Here is a 16,649-nt window from a genome sequence, read left to right as displayed (position 1 = left end):
TGCGTCTGCCACCCGTCGTGGCAGACGCAGGATTCGTTTTGTGCGGACGTTTTCGCTTTCGTGGGACAAATCCCACTACCATCGGGCTGTATCCGCTTGTTGACCGAGTATGCGAGCCCGGCCTCGTACACCAAAACAGGATTGAGATTATCGTGATCGACATTCTCTGGGCGCTCGTTCCATCGATTTTGTTTGGCCTTCAAACCACCATCACCGGCGCGGTCAAGACAACTGACCAGCAGCGTGTTCTCGGTTTGACGATGGGTGGTTTTATTTTTGCGCTCGCCGTCACGCCCTTCCTTGGGGTTCAGTGGAATGTGCGCGATGTGATCGTCGCTTTTGTTACCGGATTGATTGTCGGCTGGGGTTTGGTGGACCAGGTCGCTGCTTTCAACGTGCTGGGTGTTTCGCGCACGATGCCGGTGTCGACGGGCGGGCAGTTGGCAGCGATCTCGCTGGGTGGTGTTCTTCTGTTCGGCGAATGGCGTCACGGTGGGGCGCTCCCGGTCGGTGCGACTGCGATTATCGTCCTCATTCTGGGTATTTGGTTCGTCTCACGCACCGAGGAAGGCTCCGATACGAAGAACCTGGATTGGGCGCGCGGAACGCGTTTGCTGATGACGTCGACCTTCGCTTTTTCGAGTTACGTGTTGATCGGTCGTGCCTTTGGGCTGGATGGTCCCTCGATCCTGTTGCCGCAGGCGACGGGCTACTTCCTTGTTGCCCTGATCGCGTACGCCGTTGACGCGCGCCGGAAGGGGGACGAGGCTCCGAAGCTAGTGAGTCTCCTAATGGCGCAAATGACGGCACTCGGCCTGATGTGGGGTGCCGCCGTCGTCCTACTCCAGGTCGGCGCTGGACGCGTCGGTGTCGCGACCGGTTTCACTCTGTCGCAGCTGGGCATTCTGATTTCGACTCCTCTCGGTATCCTCTGGCTGGGTGAGCACCGCGCGGGTCGCGAACTGCGTTGGACTGTCATTGGTGTTGCGCTGGTTATCGTCGGCGCGGTGCTTGCGGGGGTCGCTAAGGGGCTCGACGCCGCCTGAGGCCTTTTCGTCCGCGCCTTGGCGCACATCCCCGGTCTTGTACCACCGCGCTTGTTCACCATTTGGGGTGTATACGACCGCGCTTGTTCACCGTGCGGCACCGACCCCTGAGCCTGAAGAAACCGTGACAATCCGCGCAATAGGTTGATGCGTACCCAAAGGGGTGACACTATCGCTGCATGATCTTCGTGAACGATCGCGCGACTGCGCGTGCCATTGAGGCTGACTTTTTAGCGCGCCACACCGATGCTGGAGATGGCGATCCGGATTGGTTAATGAAGCGAGCGGCACACGCAGTAGCTGAAGCCGTGACCGCGCTTGTTCACCGCGGCAACACTGCGCTTGTTCACCGTTCACCCGCCTTTTCACCCGGATGCGTTGAAAGCGATGATTATCTGACGCTTCCTCGCGTGTGCGCGCTTGTTGGAGGCGGGGACAACGGAGGCGATGCTCTGTATGCGCTCGCCTACCTAGCTGAACAGGGGTTTTCCTGCTCGGCTCTACTTCTTGCTCCGAAGTCTCATTCACGAGGCCGATCAGTTGCGCTTGAGGCAGGTGTGCAGATTCTTGATGCTTACGCGCTTGTTCAGGAAAAGCTTGCCGATCAGCAGGATCCAGCCGGTGGCGCTGACGGTGAACAAGCGCGGTCGAAGTTGTGGGCGCTCACTGACATTTCAAACATTGCTACGGCTTTGGAAGCTCCTATCTGGATCGATGGAATTCTTGGAATTGGCGCGTCAGGCGAGCTTCGGGAACCGGCGCGCTCGTTCATCGAGGAGCTTGCCCAGCTTCAACAAGCGCGGGGAGTGAAGGTCGTCGCGGTCGACGTGCCTTCCGGGCAGTTCTCAGATGATGGGGAAGTGACGGGGCCAGTAGTGTCTGCGACAACGACCGTCACTATGGGATTGCTGAAGACACCACTCGTCCTTCCTCCCTCCGCCTATTACACGGGGACTCTGCAGTGTGTTCCGCTGGGTTTTAACGCCCAAGAATCAGACGTTCGAGTCGTGACCGACCAAGATGTTGCCCGCACTGTCATTCGCCCCGATTGGGCGGACCACAAGTACACGCGCGGAGTCGCAGGCTTGGTAGTCGGCTCAGAAACCTACCCCGGAGCAGGCGCTCTGAGTTGTCTGGGTGCCAGCTATTCCGGCGTGGGCATGGTGCGTCTGGATGCGCCCGATCAAGTCCTTGACTTGGTGTTGACGCTCGAGCCGGGGATCGTTGGTGTCGGTGGTCGAATCCAGGCGGGTCTGGTTGGTCCGGGAATGGATGATGATACGCGTGTGAACGCGCTCGAGCTGGCAAAGTTCTGCGTTGCCTCGCATCTTCCCCTGATTGTTGATGCTGGTGCCCTGTCCTTTGTCCGAGAAATGGCGACGGTGGGAGGATTGGAGCGGGTGCTCCTCACCCCTCACGCAGGCGAAGCCGAGGCTATGTTCAGCCAATGGGGCCAGAAGCGCCCTCGCTGGTGGGTTGAGCAGTGCCCGGTAGAGGCAACGCGTCTTCTTGCGAAGCTCAGTGGAGCAAATGTGTTGCTGAAAGGGGCCTCGTGCATTCTTTCAACACCGCAAGGCGAAATCGTTGTTGTTCCGCGAGGGAGTGGCTGGGCCGCAGTCGCAGGAAGTGGCGATGTGCTGGCGGGCCTGCTCGCAGGCTTTGCGGCACAGTGGGGTGCGAAGAGTGAACGAGGCTCATCAACTACTTCGCTTGTTGAAGCTCTGGCTGCGGGCGCGCTTGTTCACGCGCGTGCCGGCGAACGCGCTGCGTCGAAGGTGAGTGTGAGTGGTGGCCCGGTGACCGCAATCCAGATTGCAAAATGCGTGTCGAGCGTGATCGGGGAGTTGCTCGCCTGATTTTTACCGCGCTTGTTCAGTGCTCCGTTTCAACAAATTGGTGCTGACGAGCTGTTTTCTTGAACAAGCGCAGTGCTGTTTGACGAGTAAACGGTGAACAAGCACGGTGGGTTTGGTGAACAAGCACGGTGTGGTTTGACGAGTAAACGGTGAACAAGCGCGGTGGGAGACGCGCTAATCTGAAGGCGGACGCAACAATGATGACCCTCCGTAACGCGCGCTTGTTCACCGGTGCGATACTAGAAGCGTGATGAACGAAGAGTCTTCCGCTTTCGCCCAGTACCCGGCGCGCGCTGTCGTTGACCTCAGCGCCATTGCCGACAATCTGGCGGTGCTGAAACAATCTGCGCCGACGGCCATTCAGATGGCCGTTGTCAAGGCAGATGCCTACGGGCATGGAATTCTTCCCGTTGCGATGACTGCGCTTGAGGCAGGAGCTTCGTGGCTCGGTGTCGCGCAACTCGGTGAAGCACTCACTCTGCGATACGCGCTCGACGAAGCTGGAATAGCACGTGAGAAAGCGCCGATTCTGACGTGGATCGCCCCCTCGGGAGCTGACTGGGCGCAGGCGCTCGAAGCAGACTTGGATCTGTCGGTGTCCTGGACCTGGGTGCTGGCCCAGATCTGCGCGGCTGCACGCGAAACGGGTAAGAAGGCGCGCATTCACGTGAAGATCGATACGGGCATGTCGCGCGCGGGTTCGACGCTTGCGGATCTGCCGGCGCTTGCTTCGGCAGTGCGGATGGCCCGCGACGAGGGTCTTGTTGAGGTGATCGGCGCGTGGAGTCACCTGTCGCGCGCGGACGACCCCAGCGACGAGGGCAATGCATCGACCGCCTCGCATGTCCACATTTTCGAGGCCGGTTGCACAATTCTGGCGCAGGCTGGAATTAGGCCGGAACTTCGCCACCTGAGTGCCACATCAGGCATCCTCTGGCATCCCGAAGCGCACTACGACATGGTGCGCGCCGGCATCGGTATGTACGGACTGAGCCCCAACTCCGCCGTGGCGTCCGCATCTGACTTGGGGTTGCGTCCCGCGATGACCCTGCAAGCGCCACTGACCAGTGTCAAAGTGATCGAAGAGGACACCCCTGCTTCATATGGTGGCACGTGGCGTTCATCCTCGAGGCGTTGGGTTGGTCTGGTGCCCCTCGGATATGCCGACGGTATTCTGCGCGCCGGATCGAACGGTGCCCCCGTCCTTGTCAACACGGATAGGGAGTCGATTCGCACGCATATTGTGGGCCGAGTGTGTATGGACCAGTTCATCATCGACCTTGGCCCGGCATCGGGTGAGGCGGGTCTGCCGACTGGCCGCACCGAGAATGCGCCCGCACAGGTTGGCGACGGCGTCATCCTTTTCGGTGACCCGGCCACCGGTGCGCCACTGGCTGACGAATGGGCAAGCCAAGCCGGCACCATCAACTACGAAATCGTTGCCCGCTTGGGCGAACGCATCCCGCGCCTCTATATTGGCGCGGCTCGACGTGAGGAGAACTGTTCATGACCGCTGAACCCCAGTCGTTGGTGTCTGCTTCCGCTGATGAAACGCGGTGCCTCGGGCGCGCTTTGGGTGAAAACCTGCGTGCCGGCGATCTCATCATGTTGCGTGGCGGTCTGGGCGCGGGTAAGACGACGTTCACTCAAGGCGTGGGTGAAGGAATCGGGGTACGAGGCCGTGTGGCATCCCCGACGTTCATCGTGGCCCGCGTTCACCCGAACCTCGGCGACGGTCCTGACTTGATCCACGCCGACGCCTATCGCATCCGCGACCTCGAAGACCTCGAAACCCTGGACCTCGATTCTTCTCTGGCAGAGTCCGTGACCGTCGTCGAATGGGGCGAAGGTAAGACGGAAGCCCTGTCTGATGAGCGCCTCGAAATTGATGTCACGCGCAAGACCGGTGGTGAAGCTGCCCACGACGGAGATGCGATCGACCTTGAAACGATGGATGACGGCGAGCGCACCATTACGCTCCACCCGCACTCCAACCGCTGGGACGGCGTTCTCGACGCAGTCATGGCACGCGCCAGCGAGCTGATTGCCACCTTGGACGAAGACTGATTGGCAAGCCCCGCGTTTCTTGGGGGCGCCCGCTCCCGAAGCTCACATCGTGACTCGCTGATCCGACGAGTAGGATTACCCCTGTGATTGAACTGAGCCTTGATACCTCCGCCGCCACGATCGTTTCCGTCTTGAAAGACGGAAACGTGGTGGGACACGCTCACAACGAATCAACGCGTCACCACGCTGAATCGATCACCGAGCTTGTCCGCGAGGCACTCGGTCAAGCCGGTCTGCCGGTCGAGGCGAAGGACGCTGGTATTGAACGCGTGTTGGTTGGTACGGGTCCTGCACCGTTTACCGGTCTGCGCGCGGGCCTCGTCTCCGCGCGAGTGTTTGCGCTCGTGACAGGCGCGCCCGTCTACGGAGCCTCAAGCTTGGATGTCATTGCCCGCCAGGCACTCGACTTGCTTCCCCCGGACACCCACGTGTACGCCGTTTCTGATGCGCGCCGTAAGGAACTGTACTGGGGACACTACGTCGCAGAAGGTGCCGATGATGTGCGTCTGATCGGCCGCCTTGAGGTCGGCACGGCTCAGAGCCTGCTCAACTCGATGCATGATGCGGACGGTCTGATCATCAGCGCGGGTGAACTTCCCGCTCACTCCGTCGACTGCCTTGCCCCCGCGGGTAAGGGGCCGATCGTTGATGGAGATCCGGCAGTTCTGTCGCGTATTGTTTCTGCTCGTTTGGCCAGGGGTGAAGAAGACCGACTCGGCACCGAGCCGCTCTACCTGCGCCGTCCCGAGATTCACGGCCAGCCGATGGAGCGCATGTGACCGGCGTTCCGGTTGAGTTTCATCAGGCAAAGCCGGGGGATGAAGAGATCCTGGTTGCGCTTGAAGAAGCTCTTTTCCCGGAGGACCCATGGACGTGGGGAATGATCGCCGACGAGCTGGCCTCCCCGTTTTCCACCTACTACCTGGTGGCGCTCCCAGATGGCCCTGACCTGCAGGTTGTCGGCTACGGGGGAGTGAAAGTGGTGGGCGATGGCGCCGACATTATGACAATCGGCGTTTTCCCCCATGTACGAGGCCAGGGCCTGGGTAAACAGATCCTCGACCTGCTGGTATCTCGCGCACGTGAAGCTGGAGCGGACTACGTGTTCCTTGAAGTTCGCGAGTCGAATGAAGCTGCGCGACGCCTCTACGAACGCTCAGGTTTTATCGTCCTGGACCGCGTGAGGGGATATTTCAAGAATCCACTCGAAGACGGCATCGCCATGCGGTTGGATCTGACGAACTGAAAGTGTGGGTGGCCTCGTCCCTTCAATGTCGAGCGTGATGGTGGCGGAAGAGAGCACACAAGTAGGCGCGCACCTGCGTTTTACGACGGGTTTCTCAAAACTGTCATATGCCCGAAATTTGAAACAGGACGGTTAGGTAAAAGGCAGTCAACACTGCCTTGAAACGCTTGTCCTACGCGCACAAACAGCCCTCAAAACGCTAAGGATACCCCTAAGAATTTAGCTAAATTACGCGGAAAACTGAGCTGACAAAACGCTCATCTAGGACCAAGGGCGGACAACAGTCCTAAAACGCTCGAAGACGTGTGGATATTCTTGGGACATGGCCACTACAAATGTCGCAACGAAGAAGCGCCGCGCGTGGACCACCAGTGTTTTTATTAAGCAGCTGATGGCCATCTCGGGCTTCATTTTCGTCTTCTTCCTGCTGTTCCACTCCTACGGCAACCTCAAGATGTTCCTCGGTCAGGAAGCGTATGACCATTACGCACACTGGCTGAAGGAAGAGGCTTTCGTGCCGATCTTCCCGCACGGCGGATTCATCTGGGTATTCCGCGCCGCGATGCTCCTGATGCTTGTCATCCACGTGTACGCAGCTGCATACACGTGGAAGCGTTCGCGTCGCGCACGTTCGACCCGCTACGTCGTGAAGAAGTCCGTTACCGATTCGTACGCCGCGCGCACCATGCGCATGTCCGGCGTTCTGATCCTGTTCCTCTTCATCTTCCACATCCTGCACTTCACGACCGGCACTGTCCGCACGGGCTTCACCGCTGATTCGACACCTTACGAGCGCATGGTTGCATCGTTCAACTCGCCGCTGCTCGTCATCGTGTACGCAATCTTCGTCGGTCTTGCATGCATTCACGTTTCGCACGGCTTCTGGTCCATGTTCCAGACGCTCGGTTGGGTTCGCCCCGCGACTCGTAAGCCGATGATCGTCCTCTCCGGCCTCGTTGGCGCCATCATCTTCGTGATGTTCATGGCACCTCCGATCGCAATCGCCGCCGGATTCATCTCTTGAGGAAGCTGATTACTCATGACTGAAACCCTGATCAAGGGCCTCTACCGTGAAGGCGAGAAGATCGCTGACGCCAAGGCTCCTCTTGATGTGCCAATCGCCGAATGCTGGGAACAGCGTAAGTTCTCCGCCGCTCTGGTGAACCCGGCTAACCGTCGTAAGCTCCGTGTCATCATCGTAGGCACCGGCCTTGCGGGTGGCGCTGCTGCCGCTTCGCTCGGCGAAATGGGCTACAACGTCGACGTGTTCTTCTACCAGGACTCCGCTCGTCGCGCGCACTCTATTGCTGCGCAGGGTGGTATCAACGCTGCGAAGAACTACCGCAACGACAATGACTCCGTCTACCGCCTCTTCTACGACACGGTTAAGGGTGGTGATTACCGCGCCCGCGAAACCAACGTCTACCGTCTGGCAGAGGTCAGCGCGAACATCATCGACCAGTGCGTCGCACAGGGCGTTCCGTTCGCGCGCGAATACGGTGGTCTGCTCGACAACCGCTCCTTCGGTGGTGTCCAGGTCTCCCGTACGTTCTACGCGCGTGGCCAGACAGGTCAGCAGCTCCTGATCGGCGCCTACCAGGCGCTGGAACGTCAGGTTGCAGCCGGCACGGTCAAGGAATACTCGCGCCACGAAATGGTTGAGATCATCGTTTCCGATGGTCGCGCCCGTGGCATCGTCGCCCGTGACATGGCAACCGGCAAGCTGGAAACCTACGTCGCTGACGCAGTTGTCCTGGCAACCGGTGGTTACGGCAACGTCTTCTTCCTGTCGACCAACGCGATGGGGTGTAACGCCACCGCAATCTGGCGCGCATACCGCAAGGGTGCCTACTTCGGTAACCCCTGCTTTACGCAGATCCACCCGACCTGCATCCCGCAGCACGGCGATCAGCAGTCGAAGCTGACCCTCATGTCGGAGTCCCTCCGTAACGATGGTCGTATTTGGGTTCCCAAGAAGGCTGAAGACTGCGAAAAGGACCCGCGTCAGATCCCCGAAGAGGATCGCGACTACTACCTGGAGCGCATCTACCCGTCCTTCGGCAACCTGGTTCCCCGCGATATTGCATCGCGTCAGGCAAAGAACATGTGTGACGAAGGTCGTGGCGTCGGCCCGAAGATCGCCGGCGTCGCCCGCGGCGTCTACCTCGACTTCGCCGATGCGATCGAGCGCATGGGTGTGGCCGCCGTCTCTGCGAAGTACGGCAACCTGTTCGATATGTACGAGCGCATTACGGGCGACAACCCCTACGAGGTGCCGATGCGCATCTACCCGGCAGTCCACTACACCATGGGCGGGCTGTGGGTTGACTACGATCTCGAGTCCAACCTTCCCGGTCTGTACGTTGCTGGCGAAGCCAACTTCTCCGACCACGGCGCCAACCGCCTGGGTGCATCCGCGCTCATGCAGGGGCTGTCGGACGGCTACTTCGTCCTGCCGAACACAATCAACGATTACCTCTCCAAGTGCTTTAATCTGCCGAAGCTGGACGAATCGTCCGCTGACGTTGTCGAAGCTCTCTCTGTGGCTCAGAAGCGCATCGACACCCTGATGTCGATCAACGGTTCCCGCTCGGTTGATTCCTTCCACAAGGAACTCGGCCACATCATGTGGGAATACTGCGGTATGGAGCGCACCGAGGAAGGCCTGAAGAAGGCAATCAGTATGATTCGCGAACTTCGCAAAGACTACTGGCAGAACGTTCGCGTTCCTGGCAAATCCATTGGTGAGCTCAACCAGTCCCTCGAAAAGGCTGGTCGCGTTGCCGACTTCATGGAGCTTGGTGAACTCATGTGCATCGACGCTCTTCACCGCGAGGAATCCTGTGGCGGCCACTTCCGCGCCGAGTCACAGACCCCCGAAGGTGAAGCGCTTCGTGATGACGACAAGTTCCTGTACGTCGCCGCGTGGGAGTGGGGTGGCGAAGACCAGCCACCGATCCTCCACAAGGAAGACCTCATTTACAACAACATCGAGCTGAAGCAGCGGAGCTACAAGTGAACCTGACACTGAAGATCTGGCGCCAAGATGGTCCCGAGGACCGTGGCGCGATGCACGAGTACCAGGTGAAGGGAATCTCCGAGGAGTCGTCCTTCCTTGAAATGCTCGACGTCCTCAATGAGGAACTCTTCGCACGTGGTGAAGAACCCATCGCATTCGATTCTGACTGCCGTGAAGGCATCTGCGGTCAGTGTGGCATTGTCATCAACGGCATTGCCCACGGCCCAGAGGTCACCACGACCTGCCAGCTTCACATGCGTACTTTCCATGACGGTGACACCATCACCATTGAGCCGTGGCGTGCAGAAGCATTCCCGGTCATCAAGGACCTGGTTGTCAACCGTTCCGCACTGGACCGCATCATCCAGGCTGGTGGCTACATTTCGGTCAACACCGGTGCGGCCCCGGATGCTCACGCAACCCCGGTCCCGAAGCAGGACGCAGACCGCGCATTCGAAGCGGCTGCATGCATCGGCTGTGGCGCTTGCGTGGCAGCCTGCCCGAACGCTTCGGCGATGCTGTTCACCTCGGCTAAGGTGACACACCTCCAGCTTCTGCCCCAGGGCAAGCCGGAGAACTACAAGCGCGTTGTCAACATGCTCAACCAGATGGATGAAGAGGGCTTCGGCTCCTGCACCAACATCGGTGAGTGTGCTGCGGTCTGCCCGAAGCAGATCCCGCTTGACGTCATCTCCACGCTGAACCGTCAGCTCGGAAAGGCTGCTTTGAAGGGCATCTGATCCGGCTCGTGGCCTTTGCGGGGTCCCGGTGGTTTTCCACCGGGACCCCGCTTTCATTTATGTTTGCATGCATTACCGAGAGGGAGGTTGAAGAGTGGGTGTGTGCTGGCCTCGATTGTTATTCATTAGCAAGCGAGTTATTGTTACCCTCACAGGTGGTGAGTAAGGTAACACTTACGTATCAAATCAGTTGCTTTCGTAAGGGAACGACATGATAATCGAGAGGATTTCGGCGTGCATTTTGCCTTGCCCACAGTTCAAGAGGTTGTCTGTGAACATGAGCCGCTATGAATCGGAAGCGGCCACATTATCCCTTTCTATTTGCCTATTTCTTTAACTGCAGGTCTGTGTATTCCGGATGTTTCAACAGTTCGATCAACCACCTATTTCTAACTCGCGAGAATATACCTTTCACCTTTGCTTGCAGTAGCGCATACTTCAATCCCTGGGCATTTGCCCATACAACACAGAGAGGCTCGTGAAGATGCGAGCCACACGAAGAAGGAAAGCATATGAGAACTCGTACGAAAGCGTTGATCGGCGGATGTGCCAGCGCGGTGCTCGTCTTAGCTCCACTTGCTGCGCAGGCTACCCCCAATGCTGAGGTGCCTGAAAGTCCGGCGAAGACTGAAGAAAGCGTAAGCCCTGTTCTTTCTGAAGATAATGTGCTCCCTGTTGCGCCCGAATCTGGGAAGCCGGATACCCCAGCAGAAGAGAAGTCCGACTCTGGTGCTTTAGTCACCTCTTCTGAAACAGAATCAGCTCCTCAGCCAGCACGCGCAGGGGGAGACATTGTCACGCTCAACCTCTACACCCTCACTGACGTTCACGGGCATATCGAGCAAGTGAAGGACAAATCAGGAAAAGTCACAGAGGCCGGGCTTTCGGCGATGAGTTGCTATCTGAAGAAAGCACGCACCGATAACCCGAACTCCTCTTTTACTCTGCTTGGTGACAATATCGGAGCCTCTCCCTACACCTCTGGTTCATTGAAGGACAATCCGACGATCGCGGCCCTCAATACGCTTGATCCTCTCGCTTCTACCATTGGCAACCATGAATTCGACATGGGGCAAGCAGTGTTCAAACAGCGCGTCGATGGTTCGAACCCCGCTGAATACGTTCAGGTGGGATTCCCTTATCTTGGGGCCAACGTTCAGGGAATGGGGACTTGGGATTCAGGAACGAAACCCTATCTCGGTGACTACAAGGTTTGGGATTCTCCGGCGGGCGTCAAGGTCGCGTTCATCGGTGCCATTGCTGAGGATGTTCCTTCCAAGCTGAGCCCAGGGGTAACCGATGGACTCACGTTCACGAATCCGATCGAGAAGATCAATAGCCTTGCTGCTTCGCTCAAGTCTGATGGGGACGCACAGGTTGTCATCGCCATGCTTGATGATGATGTGAAAAACAACTATCCGAAGGTGTCTGCTGACGTTGATGGCATCATGGGTGGTGACACGCACGTCCCCTACGAGTTCGACAAGGTTGACTCTGTAGAGAAACTTGATTCTCAGAACTCGCTGCTTGCTGGTGTTGCTTCGGGCTCCTACACAGACAATCTCGGTCTGATTCGTATCAGCTACGACACTACGAATAATAAGGTAGTCAAGGCAGACGCTCAGATCATCTCCGCTGCAACAGTCGCTGATTGTGGAGATGACGCAGTGACACAGGCAATCGTTGACGACGCTGTCAGCAAGTCCGCACAAGCGGGCAATCGCGTTGTAGGTACAGGCTATCAACAGCGTTTCAATCGAGGAGTTTTCGCTGCTCCCGACAAGGATCCGGTTGCTGGCTCAAACCGTGGTATCGAATCGAGCCTCGGCGATTTCGTCGCTGACATGTTCAAGGATAAGATCACGACCACTTCGGGTAAGGGCGTAGATATCGGTGTCGTCGTTGCCGGTGACTTGCGTGCGGATCTAGTTCCGAACGAAGCAGGGGAAATTACCTACAAGCAAACATATGATGTCTTGCCGTGGTCGAACGAACTCGGCTATGTGACACTGACAGGTGCAGATTTCAAACTTGCGCTCGAGCAGCAGTGGAAGGCCCTCTCAGAGCAGAATTCTCGACCGCTTCTCAAGCTCAGCCTTTCTTCTAACGTTCACTACACCTATGATCCTCTCGCTGAGGTGGGACACCGTATCACCTCAGTGACTATCAATGGCGAGCCTCTTAATGACACAACGGAATACACGATCGGATCGAATTCTTACATCCTGACGGGTGGCGATTCCTTTGACGCGTTTAAGAAGGGCGCCTTTATGAATAGTGGCTATTTGGATCGGGATAAGTTCAATGAGTATCTCGGTGAGCATTCGAATAAGAATGTGGCTCCGCGTGCGCTGAAGTCCTCTATCGGTATCACCCTCCCTGAGGGGCCCGTTGAGAATGGTGCCACAGTTGACATTGCTCTGCGCGGGCTGTCCTTCTCTGAAGGTCCTTCGATCACAAAGAAGGTGCGAGTCGCGATTGGAGGGGAGGCTTCCGAAGAAAATGTTGATAATTCGCTCGTCGAAGCACACTCTTCAGATGAAAGTTCCGTGATCACTACCGATGGTGCGGGACGTGCGACTGTTTCTGTTGTTGCAAACGGTGCCTGTGAAGGTAAGGAATCCGGAGAAATCGTGGCAACTCCGGTTGTTGTCGAGACTGATTTCGGTCCGGTCATTGAAGCGTCTGCCGGTTTGACGATTCCGGTGAAATGTGGGGACGTTCCTGCCCCTGCATCGAAGCCACACAAGCAGCTTGCCAAGACTGGTGCAAATGATCTGCCTGCATTTCTCGGTACCGTTCTGCTGGGGGCCGGAGCAATGCTCGTGCTAGCCCGCAAGCGTCACTAACTCTGCTGAAAACAACCTCAAACCCTGAAGCACACGCTCCCCAGAAGTTGGATTGGTAGTTTCTTTCTTCTGGGGAGCTTGCCTGTGTTGATGTTGAACCGTCAGACGCGCATGTTCACCGAATTCGACTTGGGATCAAGCGTCGAACTGCGGATGGATGACCTTATCTCGCCGACTACTTAATGCAGAAGAGACTAGAATAAGAGCAGGTAAAACTGCTGGTCAGCGCCATTGTTCGGCGTCGATGCGGAAGGTGATTTCAATGGAGAAATTCGACGAAACAGGCCCGAACACTCACACTCGTCGCTACAAGGTTTCATCATCGATTGCTATCGGAGCAATGATTGTCTTCGCGATTCTGTCGATCCTGCTTCTGCTCGGCTTGGTGTTCGGCTCGGATGCAATCAAGGTCACCGCGGATAAAGCACTCCCCTGGTCGCTTGTTGCCTTCGCCGTTGCATGTGTTGCGATGATCGTTGCCAACAAGCGGACTCCACTGAAGGATGATGACCCCGTAGAAAACTCACAGTGATGGCGGTCCGTGCCACGGCGCAGATGTCACACATTTGGATTCACGGCCTCGTTCTTTGCCGGCATAAACTGGAAGGGTGAAGGAACCACTCATCCTCGGAATCGAATCCACCTGCGACGAAACTGGCATTGGTCTTGTGCGCGGGTGCGAACTGCTCGTCGACCGCACGGCCACATCGATGGATCAGTATGCCCGCTACGGTGGTATCATCCCAGAAATTGCGTCGCGCGCTCACCTTGAATCGTTTATCCCAACCTTGAATGCGGCGCTTGATGAAGCTGGCGTGACGCTTGATGACGTGGATGCGATTGCTGTTGCTGGTGGTCCGGGCCTCGTTGGTTCTTTGACGGTCGGTATTTGTGCTGCGAAGGCGCTTGCCTCGTCCCTTGGTAAGCCCCTGTACGGTGTGAACCACGTGATCGGCCATCTTGCTGTCGATAAGCTTGCTGACGGCCCGCTCCCTGAGCGCTTTATCGGTCTGGTTGTTTCCGGTGGTCACTCGAATATTTTGCTGGTTAACGACATTGCAACCGACGTTCAAGAACTGGGTGGCACGCTTGACGATGCTGCCGGCGAAGCCTTCGATAAGGTTGGACGCCTGCTCAATCTGCCTTACCCGGGTGGGCCGCACGTCGATCGGCTCTCCCAGGCTGGCGACGTGAATGCCATTAAGTTCCCGCGCGGTTTGTCCGGTGGCAAGGATAAAGAGCGTCACAAGTACGATTTCAGCTTTTCCGGTCTGAAGACCGCTGTTGCTCGCTACATAGAGGGTACCGAGGCTCGCGGTGAAGCTGTGAACGCTGAAGACGTGTGCGCAGGCTTCTCTGAGGCAGTGAATGACTCTCTGACCGCTAAAGCAGTGCGCGCGGCGTTGGACACGGGGTGCCAGACGATCGTTGTGGGTGGCGGTTTTTCTGCGAACTCTCGTCTGCGTGCGCTTCTTGCTGAGCGTGCTGAGGCTTCTGGGCTTGAGGTTCGCCTGCCCCCGTTGCGTTTCTGCACGGATAACGGTGCGCAGATCGCTGCGATGGGGTCGGAGCTTGTTCGCGCAGGTGTTGCTCCGTCGGATTGGAATTTCTCGCCAGATTCGGGCATGCCTCTGACGCAGACGTCAATGTTGCCTAGTGCCTGATCTTCCTCTTTGCTATCGGTTGCGCCTAATCACCACCGCGCTTGTTCACCGTTTGTGTGGGGTGAGGTCGCGCTTGTTCACCGTTCAGGTTGGCGCGTCGGTGGCGCGAAGACGTTAATTGACGAGGCCACTTACCGTCACATCACTGCGCATGTGTGCGCGGATCAGCTGACACGCGTTGCAATGATCGCGCGGTGACGTCCCTCGATGCGCGTGGCAATGACGACGCCGTCCTTATCGCCTGAGAGCTTGAGTGAACGCCTCAGTGTCGCAGGGTCAATGTCGGCGCCTCGCTTCTTGACTTCAATGCGTCCGATGCCAAGGCTTCGAAGAGCAGCGGAAATTGTTTTCGGTTTCAACGTGACGACATCTTCGACCTTGAACCAGCGGATGAATTCGCTCGGCGTTGCCTCAGTCGCACTCACATACGCGATCGACTCAGAGATCAGGTGTGCATCCAACTGGTCGGCGAGCGTTGAAATGAGCCCGGCTCGAATCACTGCATCGTCGGGTTCACCCAAGTAATCCGCCAGCTTCCCGACAGGGGTCGGGATAAGTGGAGCGTTTGCTGGGGCCTCGTGAATTGCGCGCAAGGTGAACGTCCGCGATCCCTTGATGACGCACGCAACCCGACCCGAGCCATCGTGGGCGAGCGGGCCAGTCCAAATTGCCGCCTCGACTATGGATCCATCGACGCTTGTCCACTGCACGCACGCGTCTTCAGGCAGAGCCGAATAGGTGATTCCGGGCGCGACTTTGATGCCAACGCGGGGAATTGCCTCGCGCCAGCCCAGTACCGTTGAAAGTGAGGGAGACCAGGATTCAGGATTCATGAGACGTCTGGATCCGCGTTTTGCTCCGGTGCGTCGTGCAGGATCAGCGAAGATGGCGTCGACGCCACGGTCGGCAAGCTCATGAATGTCAAGATCCAGGACATTCCCAAGTAACACGTCGCTGTCCGGGAAATCGCGCAGGTTGGTTGCTGCGCATGCGACGGCATCGGGATTCAGGTCGACGCTGAGCGTTTTTAATCCTAGGCCGGCAATCGCCAGCGAGTCACTACCAATCCCACATCCGAGGTCTGCGACGTAGGTTGCTCCGCTGTCCCGAAACCGCCCAGCGTGGTGTGCGGCGACATTGAGGCGCGTTGCCTGCTCCAGTCCGTCGCGCGTGAAAATCATATGGTTGGCAAATTCGCCGAACTTCGTGTGAGCGTGAACGCGCAGATCCAATTGGGTGAGGAGCGCTGACACGAGTGCCGGCTCGATCCCTTCTTTCCGTAAGAGCGCGTTCAAGTGTGCCTGGTCTGCTTCTGTTGTGTGCGGGAGGGCCTGCAGGCGGGTAAGCAGGTCCCACCCCTCGCGCGTCAGAACAGGATCGAGGGAAGAATTCACCCTCCGATTCTGCCACGGACCGCGCTTGTTCGACGTTTACGCACATCGTTGGGCATTTGCTTTCCCCGATTGAGTGCGCTTGTTCAGCGTTAGTGCGTCTGGATTTCAGATGTTGGGGACGAGGCCGCGCACATGAACTGGTTGCTTTTCTTGAACAAGCGCGGTGGTGGAGGTGGGTGGTTTGGTGAACAAGCGCGGTGGTGGAGGTGGGTGGTTTGGTGAACAAGCGCGGTGGGAAATCTGCTGAAAGTGAACTGTTTGGCACTCAGGTTGCTCGAGTGCCAGAGGCGGAATATGCTCATGCATGAAGCGGTGAAAACCGCGAAGCGATCCTGCCCCTGACCCCCGCGACGGCAGGGAAGGGATGACGGAAACTTTCAAGAAGAAAGGGAGCGACAGTGTCGATCTCCATCAAGCCCCTCGAAGACCGTATTGTTATCCAGCAGGTCGAGGCAGTTCAGACCACCGCCTCTGGCCTGGTTATCCCGGATACCGCCAAGGAAAAGCCACAGGAAGGCGAAGTTATCGCAGTCGGCCCTGGCCGCGTTGATGACAATGGAAACCGCGTTCCCGTCGACGTGAAGGTCGGCGACGTTGTGATTTATTCGCGCTACGGTGGTACCGAGGTCAAGTACGAAGGCAAGGAATACCAGATCCTCTCCGCACGCGACGTCCTCGCAATCGTTGAGCGCTGAACCTAGAGTTCACCACTGACAAACAGTGTGGGCCTGGCACCTCAGGTGCCAGGCCCACACTGTATCGAGAACA

General features: G+C 57.7%; 14 protein-coding genes. 13 read left to right on the top strand and 1 reads right to left on the bottom strand.

Annotation, left to right across the window (positions count from 1 at the left end; translation table 11 throughout):
• The first annotated feature begins 152 nt into the window (after window positions 1-152).
• The 12 genes from G5S47_RS06285 to tsaD all read left to right on the top strand — a co-directional run bounded on the left by G5S47_RS06285 (window position 153) and on the right by tsaD (window position 14,487).
• Window positions 153-1,046, top strand: a complete 894-nt coding sequence (locus G5S47_RS06285) for a GRP family sugar transporter (RefSeq protein WP_219585412.1) — start codon at window positions 153-155, stop codon at window positions 1,044-1,046.
• Window positions 1,047-1,225: 179 nt separating this feature from the next.
• Window positions 1,226-2,902, top strand: a complete 1,677-nt coding sequence (locus G5S47_RS06280; RefSeq protein ID WP_219585411.1) for a bifunctional ADP-dependent NAD(P)H-hydrate dehydratase/NAD(P)H-hydrate epimerase — start codon at window positions 1,226-1,228, stop codon at window positions 2,900-2,902.
• A gap of 250 nt (window positions 2,903-3,152) precedes the next feature.
• Window positions 3,153-4,412, top strand: a complete 1,260-nt coding sequence (gene alr / locus G5S47_RS06275; RefSeq protein ID WP_103631677.1) for an alanine racemase — start codon at window positions 3,153-3,155, stop codon at window positions 4,410-4,412.
• A complete protein-coding gene (gene tsaE / locus G5S47_RS06270; protein WP_103631676.1) occupies window positions 4,409-4,969 on the top strand; it encodes a tRNA (adenosine(37)-N6)-threonylcarbamoyltransferase complex ATPase subunit type 1 TsaE in 561 nt (186 codons plus the stop codon). Before alr ends, tsaE begins: the two co-directional genes overlap by 4 nt.
• Before the next feature lie 83 nt (window positions 4,970-5,052).
• A complete protein-coding gene (tsaB, locus tag G5S47_RS06265; RefSeq protein ID WP_219585410.1) occupies window positions 5,053-5,748 on the top strand; it encodes a tRNA (adenosine(37)-N6)-threonylcarbamoyltransferase complex dimerization subunit type 1 TsaB in 696 nt (231 codons plus the stop codon).
• Window positions 5,745-6,215: a ribosomal protein S18-alanine N-acetyltransferase gene (gene rimI, locus G5S47_RS06260; protein ID WP_219585409.1), complete on the top strand. Its 471-nt coding sequence runs from the start codon at window positions 5,745-5,747 to the stop codon at window positions 6,213-6,215. Before tsaB ends, rimI begins: the two co-directional genes overlap by 4 nt.
• Window positions 6,216-6,537: 322 nt before the next feature.
• On the top strand, window positions 6,538-7,239 hold the full coding sequence (locus tag G5S47_RS06255) for a succinate dehydrogenase cytochrome b subunit (protein WP_179369885.1): 702 nt from the start codon (window positions 6,538-6,540) through the stop codon (window positions 7,237-7,239).
• A gap of 15 nt (window positions 7,240-7,254) precedes the next feature.
• Window positions 7,255-9,234 (top strand): fumarate reductase/succinate dehydrogenase flavoprotein subunit, encoded by a 1,980-nt coding sequence (locus G5S47_RS06250; RefSeq protein ID WP_219585407.1) that lies wholly within the window; start codon window positions 7,255-7,257, stop codon window positions 9,232-9,234.
• On the top strand, window positions 9,231-9,974 hold the full coding sequence (locus tag G5S47_RS06245; RefSeq protein WP_101627616.1) for a succinate dehydrogenase/fumarate reductase iron-sulfur subunit: 744 nt from the start codon (window positions 9,231-9,233) through the stop codon (window positions 9,972-9,974). Before G5S47_RS06250 ends, G5S47_RS06245 begins: the two co-directional genes overlap by 4 nt.
• A 512-nt stretch (window positions 9,975-10,486) precedes the next feature.
• Window positions 10,487-12,823, top strand: a complete 2,337-nt coding sequence (locus tag G5S47_RS06240; protein ID WP_103631667.1) for a bifunctional metallophosphatase/5'-nucleotidase — start codon at window positions 10,487-10,489, stop codon at window positions 12,821-12,823.
• 262 nt (window positions 12,824-13,085) lie between these two features.
• Window positions 13,086-13,355 (top strand): hypothetical protein, encoded by a 270-nt coding sequence (locus G5S47_RS06235; RefSeq protein ID WP_103631665.1) that lies wholly within the window; start codon window positions 13,086-13,088, stop codon window positions 13,353-13,355.
• A gap of 76 nt (window positions 13,356-13,431) precedes the next feature.
• Window positions 13,432-14,487, top strand: a complete 1,056-nt coding sequence (gene tsaD / locus G5S47_RS06230) for a tRNA (adenosine(37)-N6)-threonylcarbamoyltransferase complex transferase subunit TsaD (RefSeq protein ID WP_103631663.1) — start codon at window positions 13,432-13,434, stop codon at window positions 14,485-14,487.
• 164 nt (window positions 14,488-14,651) lie between these two features.
• On the opposite strand, the gene G5S47_RS06225 is transcribed toward tsaD, so the two are convergent.
• Window positions 14,652-15,881, bottom strand: a complete 1,230-nt coding sequence (locus G5S47_RS06225; protein WP_006681452.1) for a THUMP-like domain-containing protein — start codon at window positions 15,879-15,881, stop codon at window positions 14,652-14,654.
• Window positions 15,882-16,279: 398 nt separating this feature from the next.
• Here G5S47_RS06225 and groES point away from each other — a divergent pair, with 398 nt between their 5' ends.
• Complete coding sequence (gene groES / locus G5S47_RS06220; protein WP_006681451.1) at window positions 16,280-16,576, top strand: co-chaperone GroES; 297 nt, start codon at window positions 16,280-16,282, stop codon at window positions 16,574-16,576.
• The last annotated feature ends 73 nt before the right edge of the window (window positions 16,577-16,649 follow it).

This window comes from Schaalia turicensis, from assembly GCF_019380255.1.
GTDB lineage: Bacteria > Actinomycetota > Actinomycetes > Actinomycetales > Actinomycetaceae > Pauljensenia > Pauljensenia turicensis_A.
This window is presented reverse-complemented; position numbering and strand designations above follow the sequence as displayed.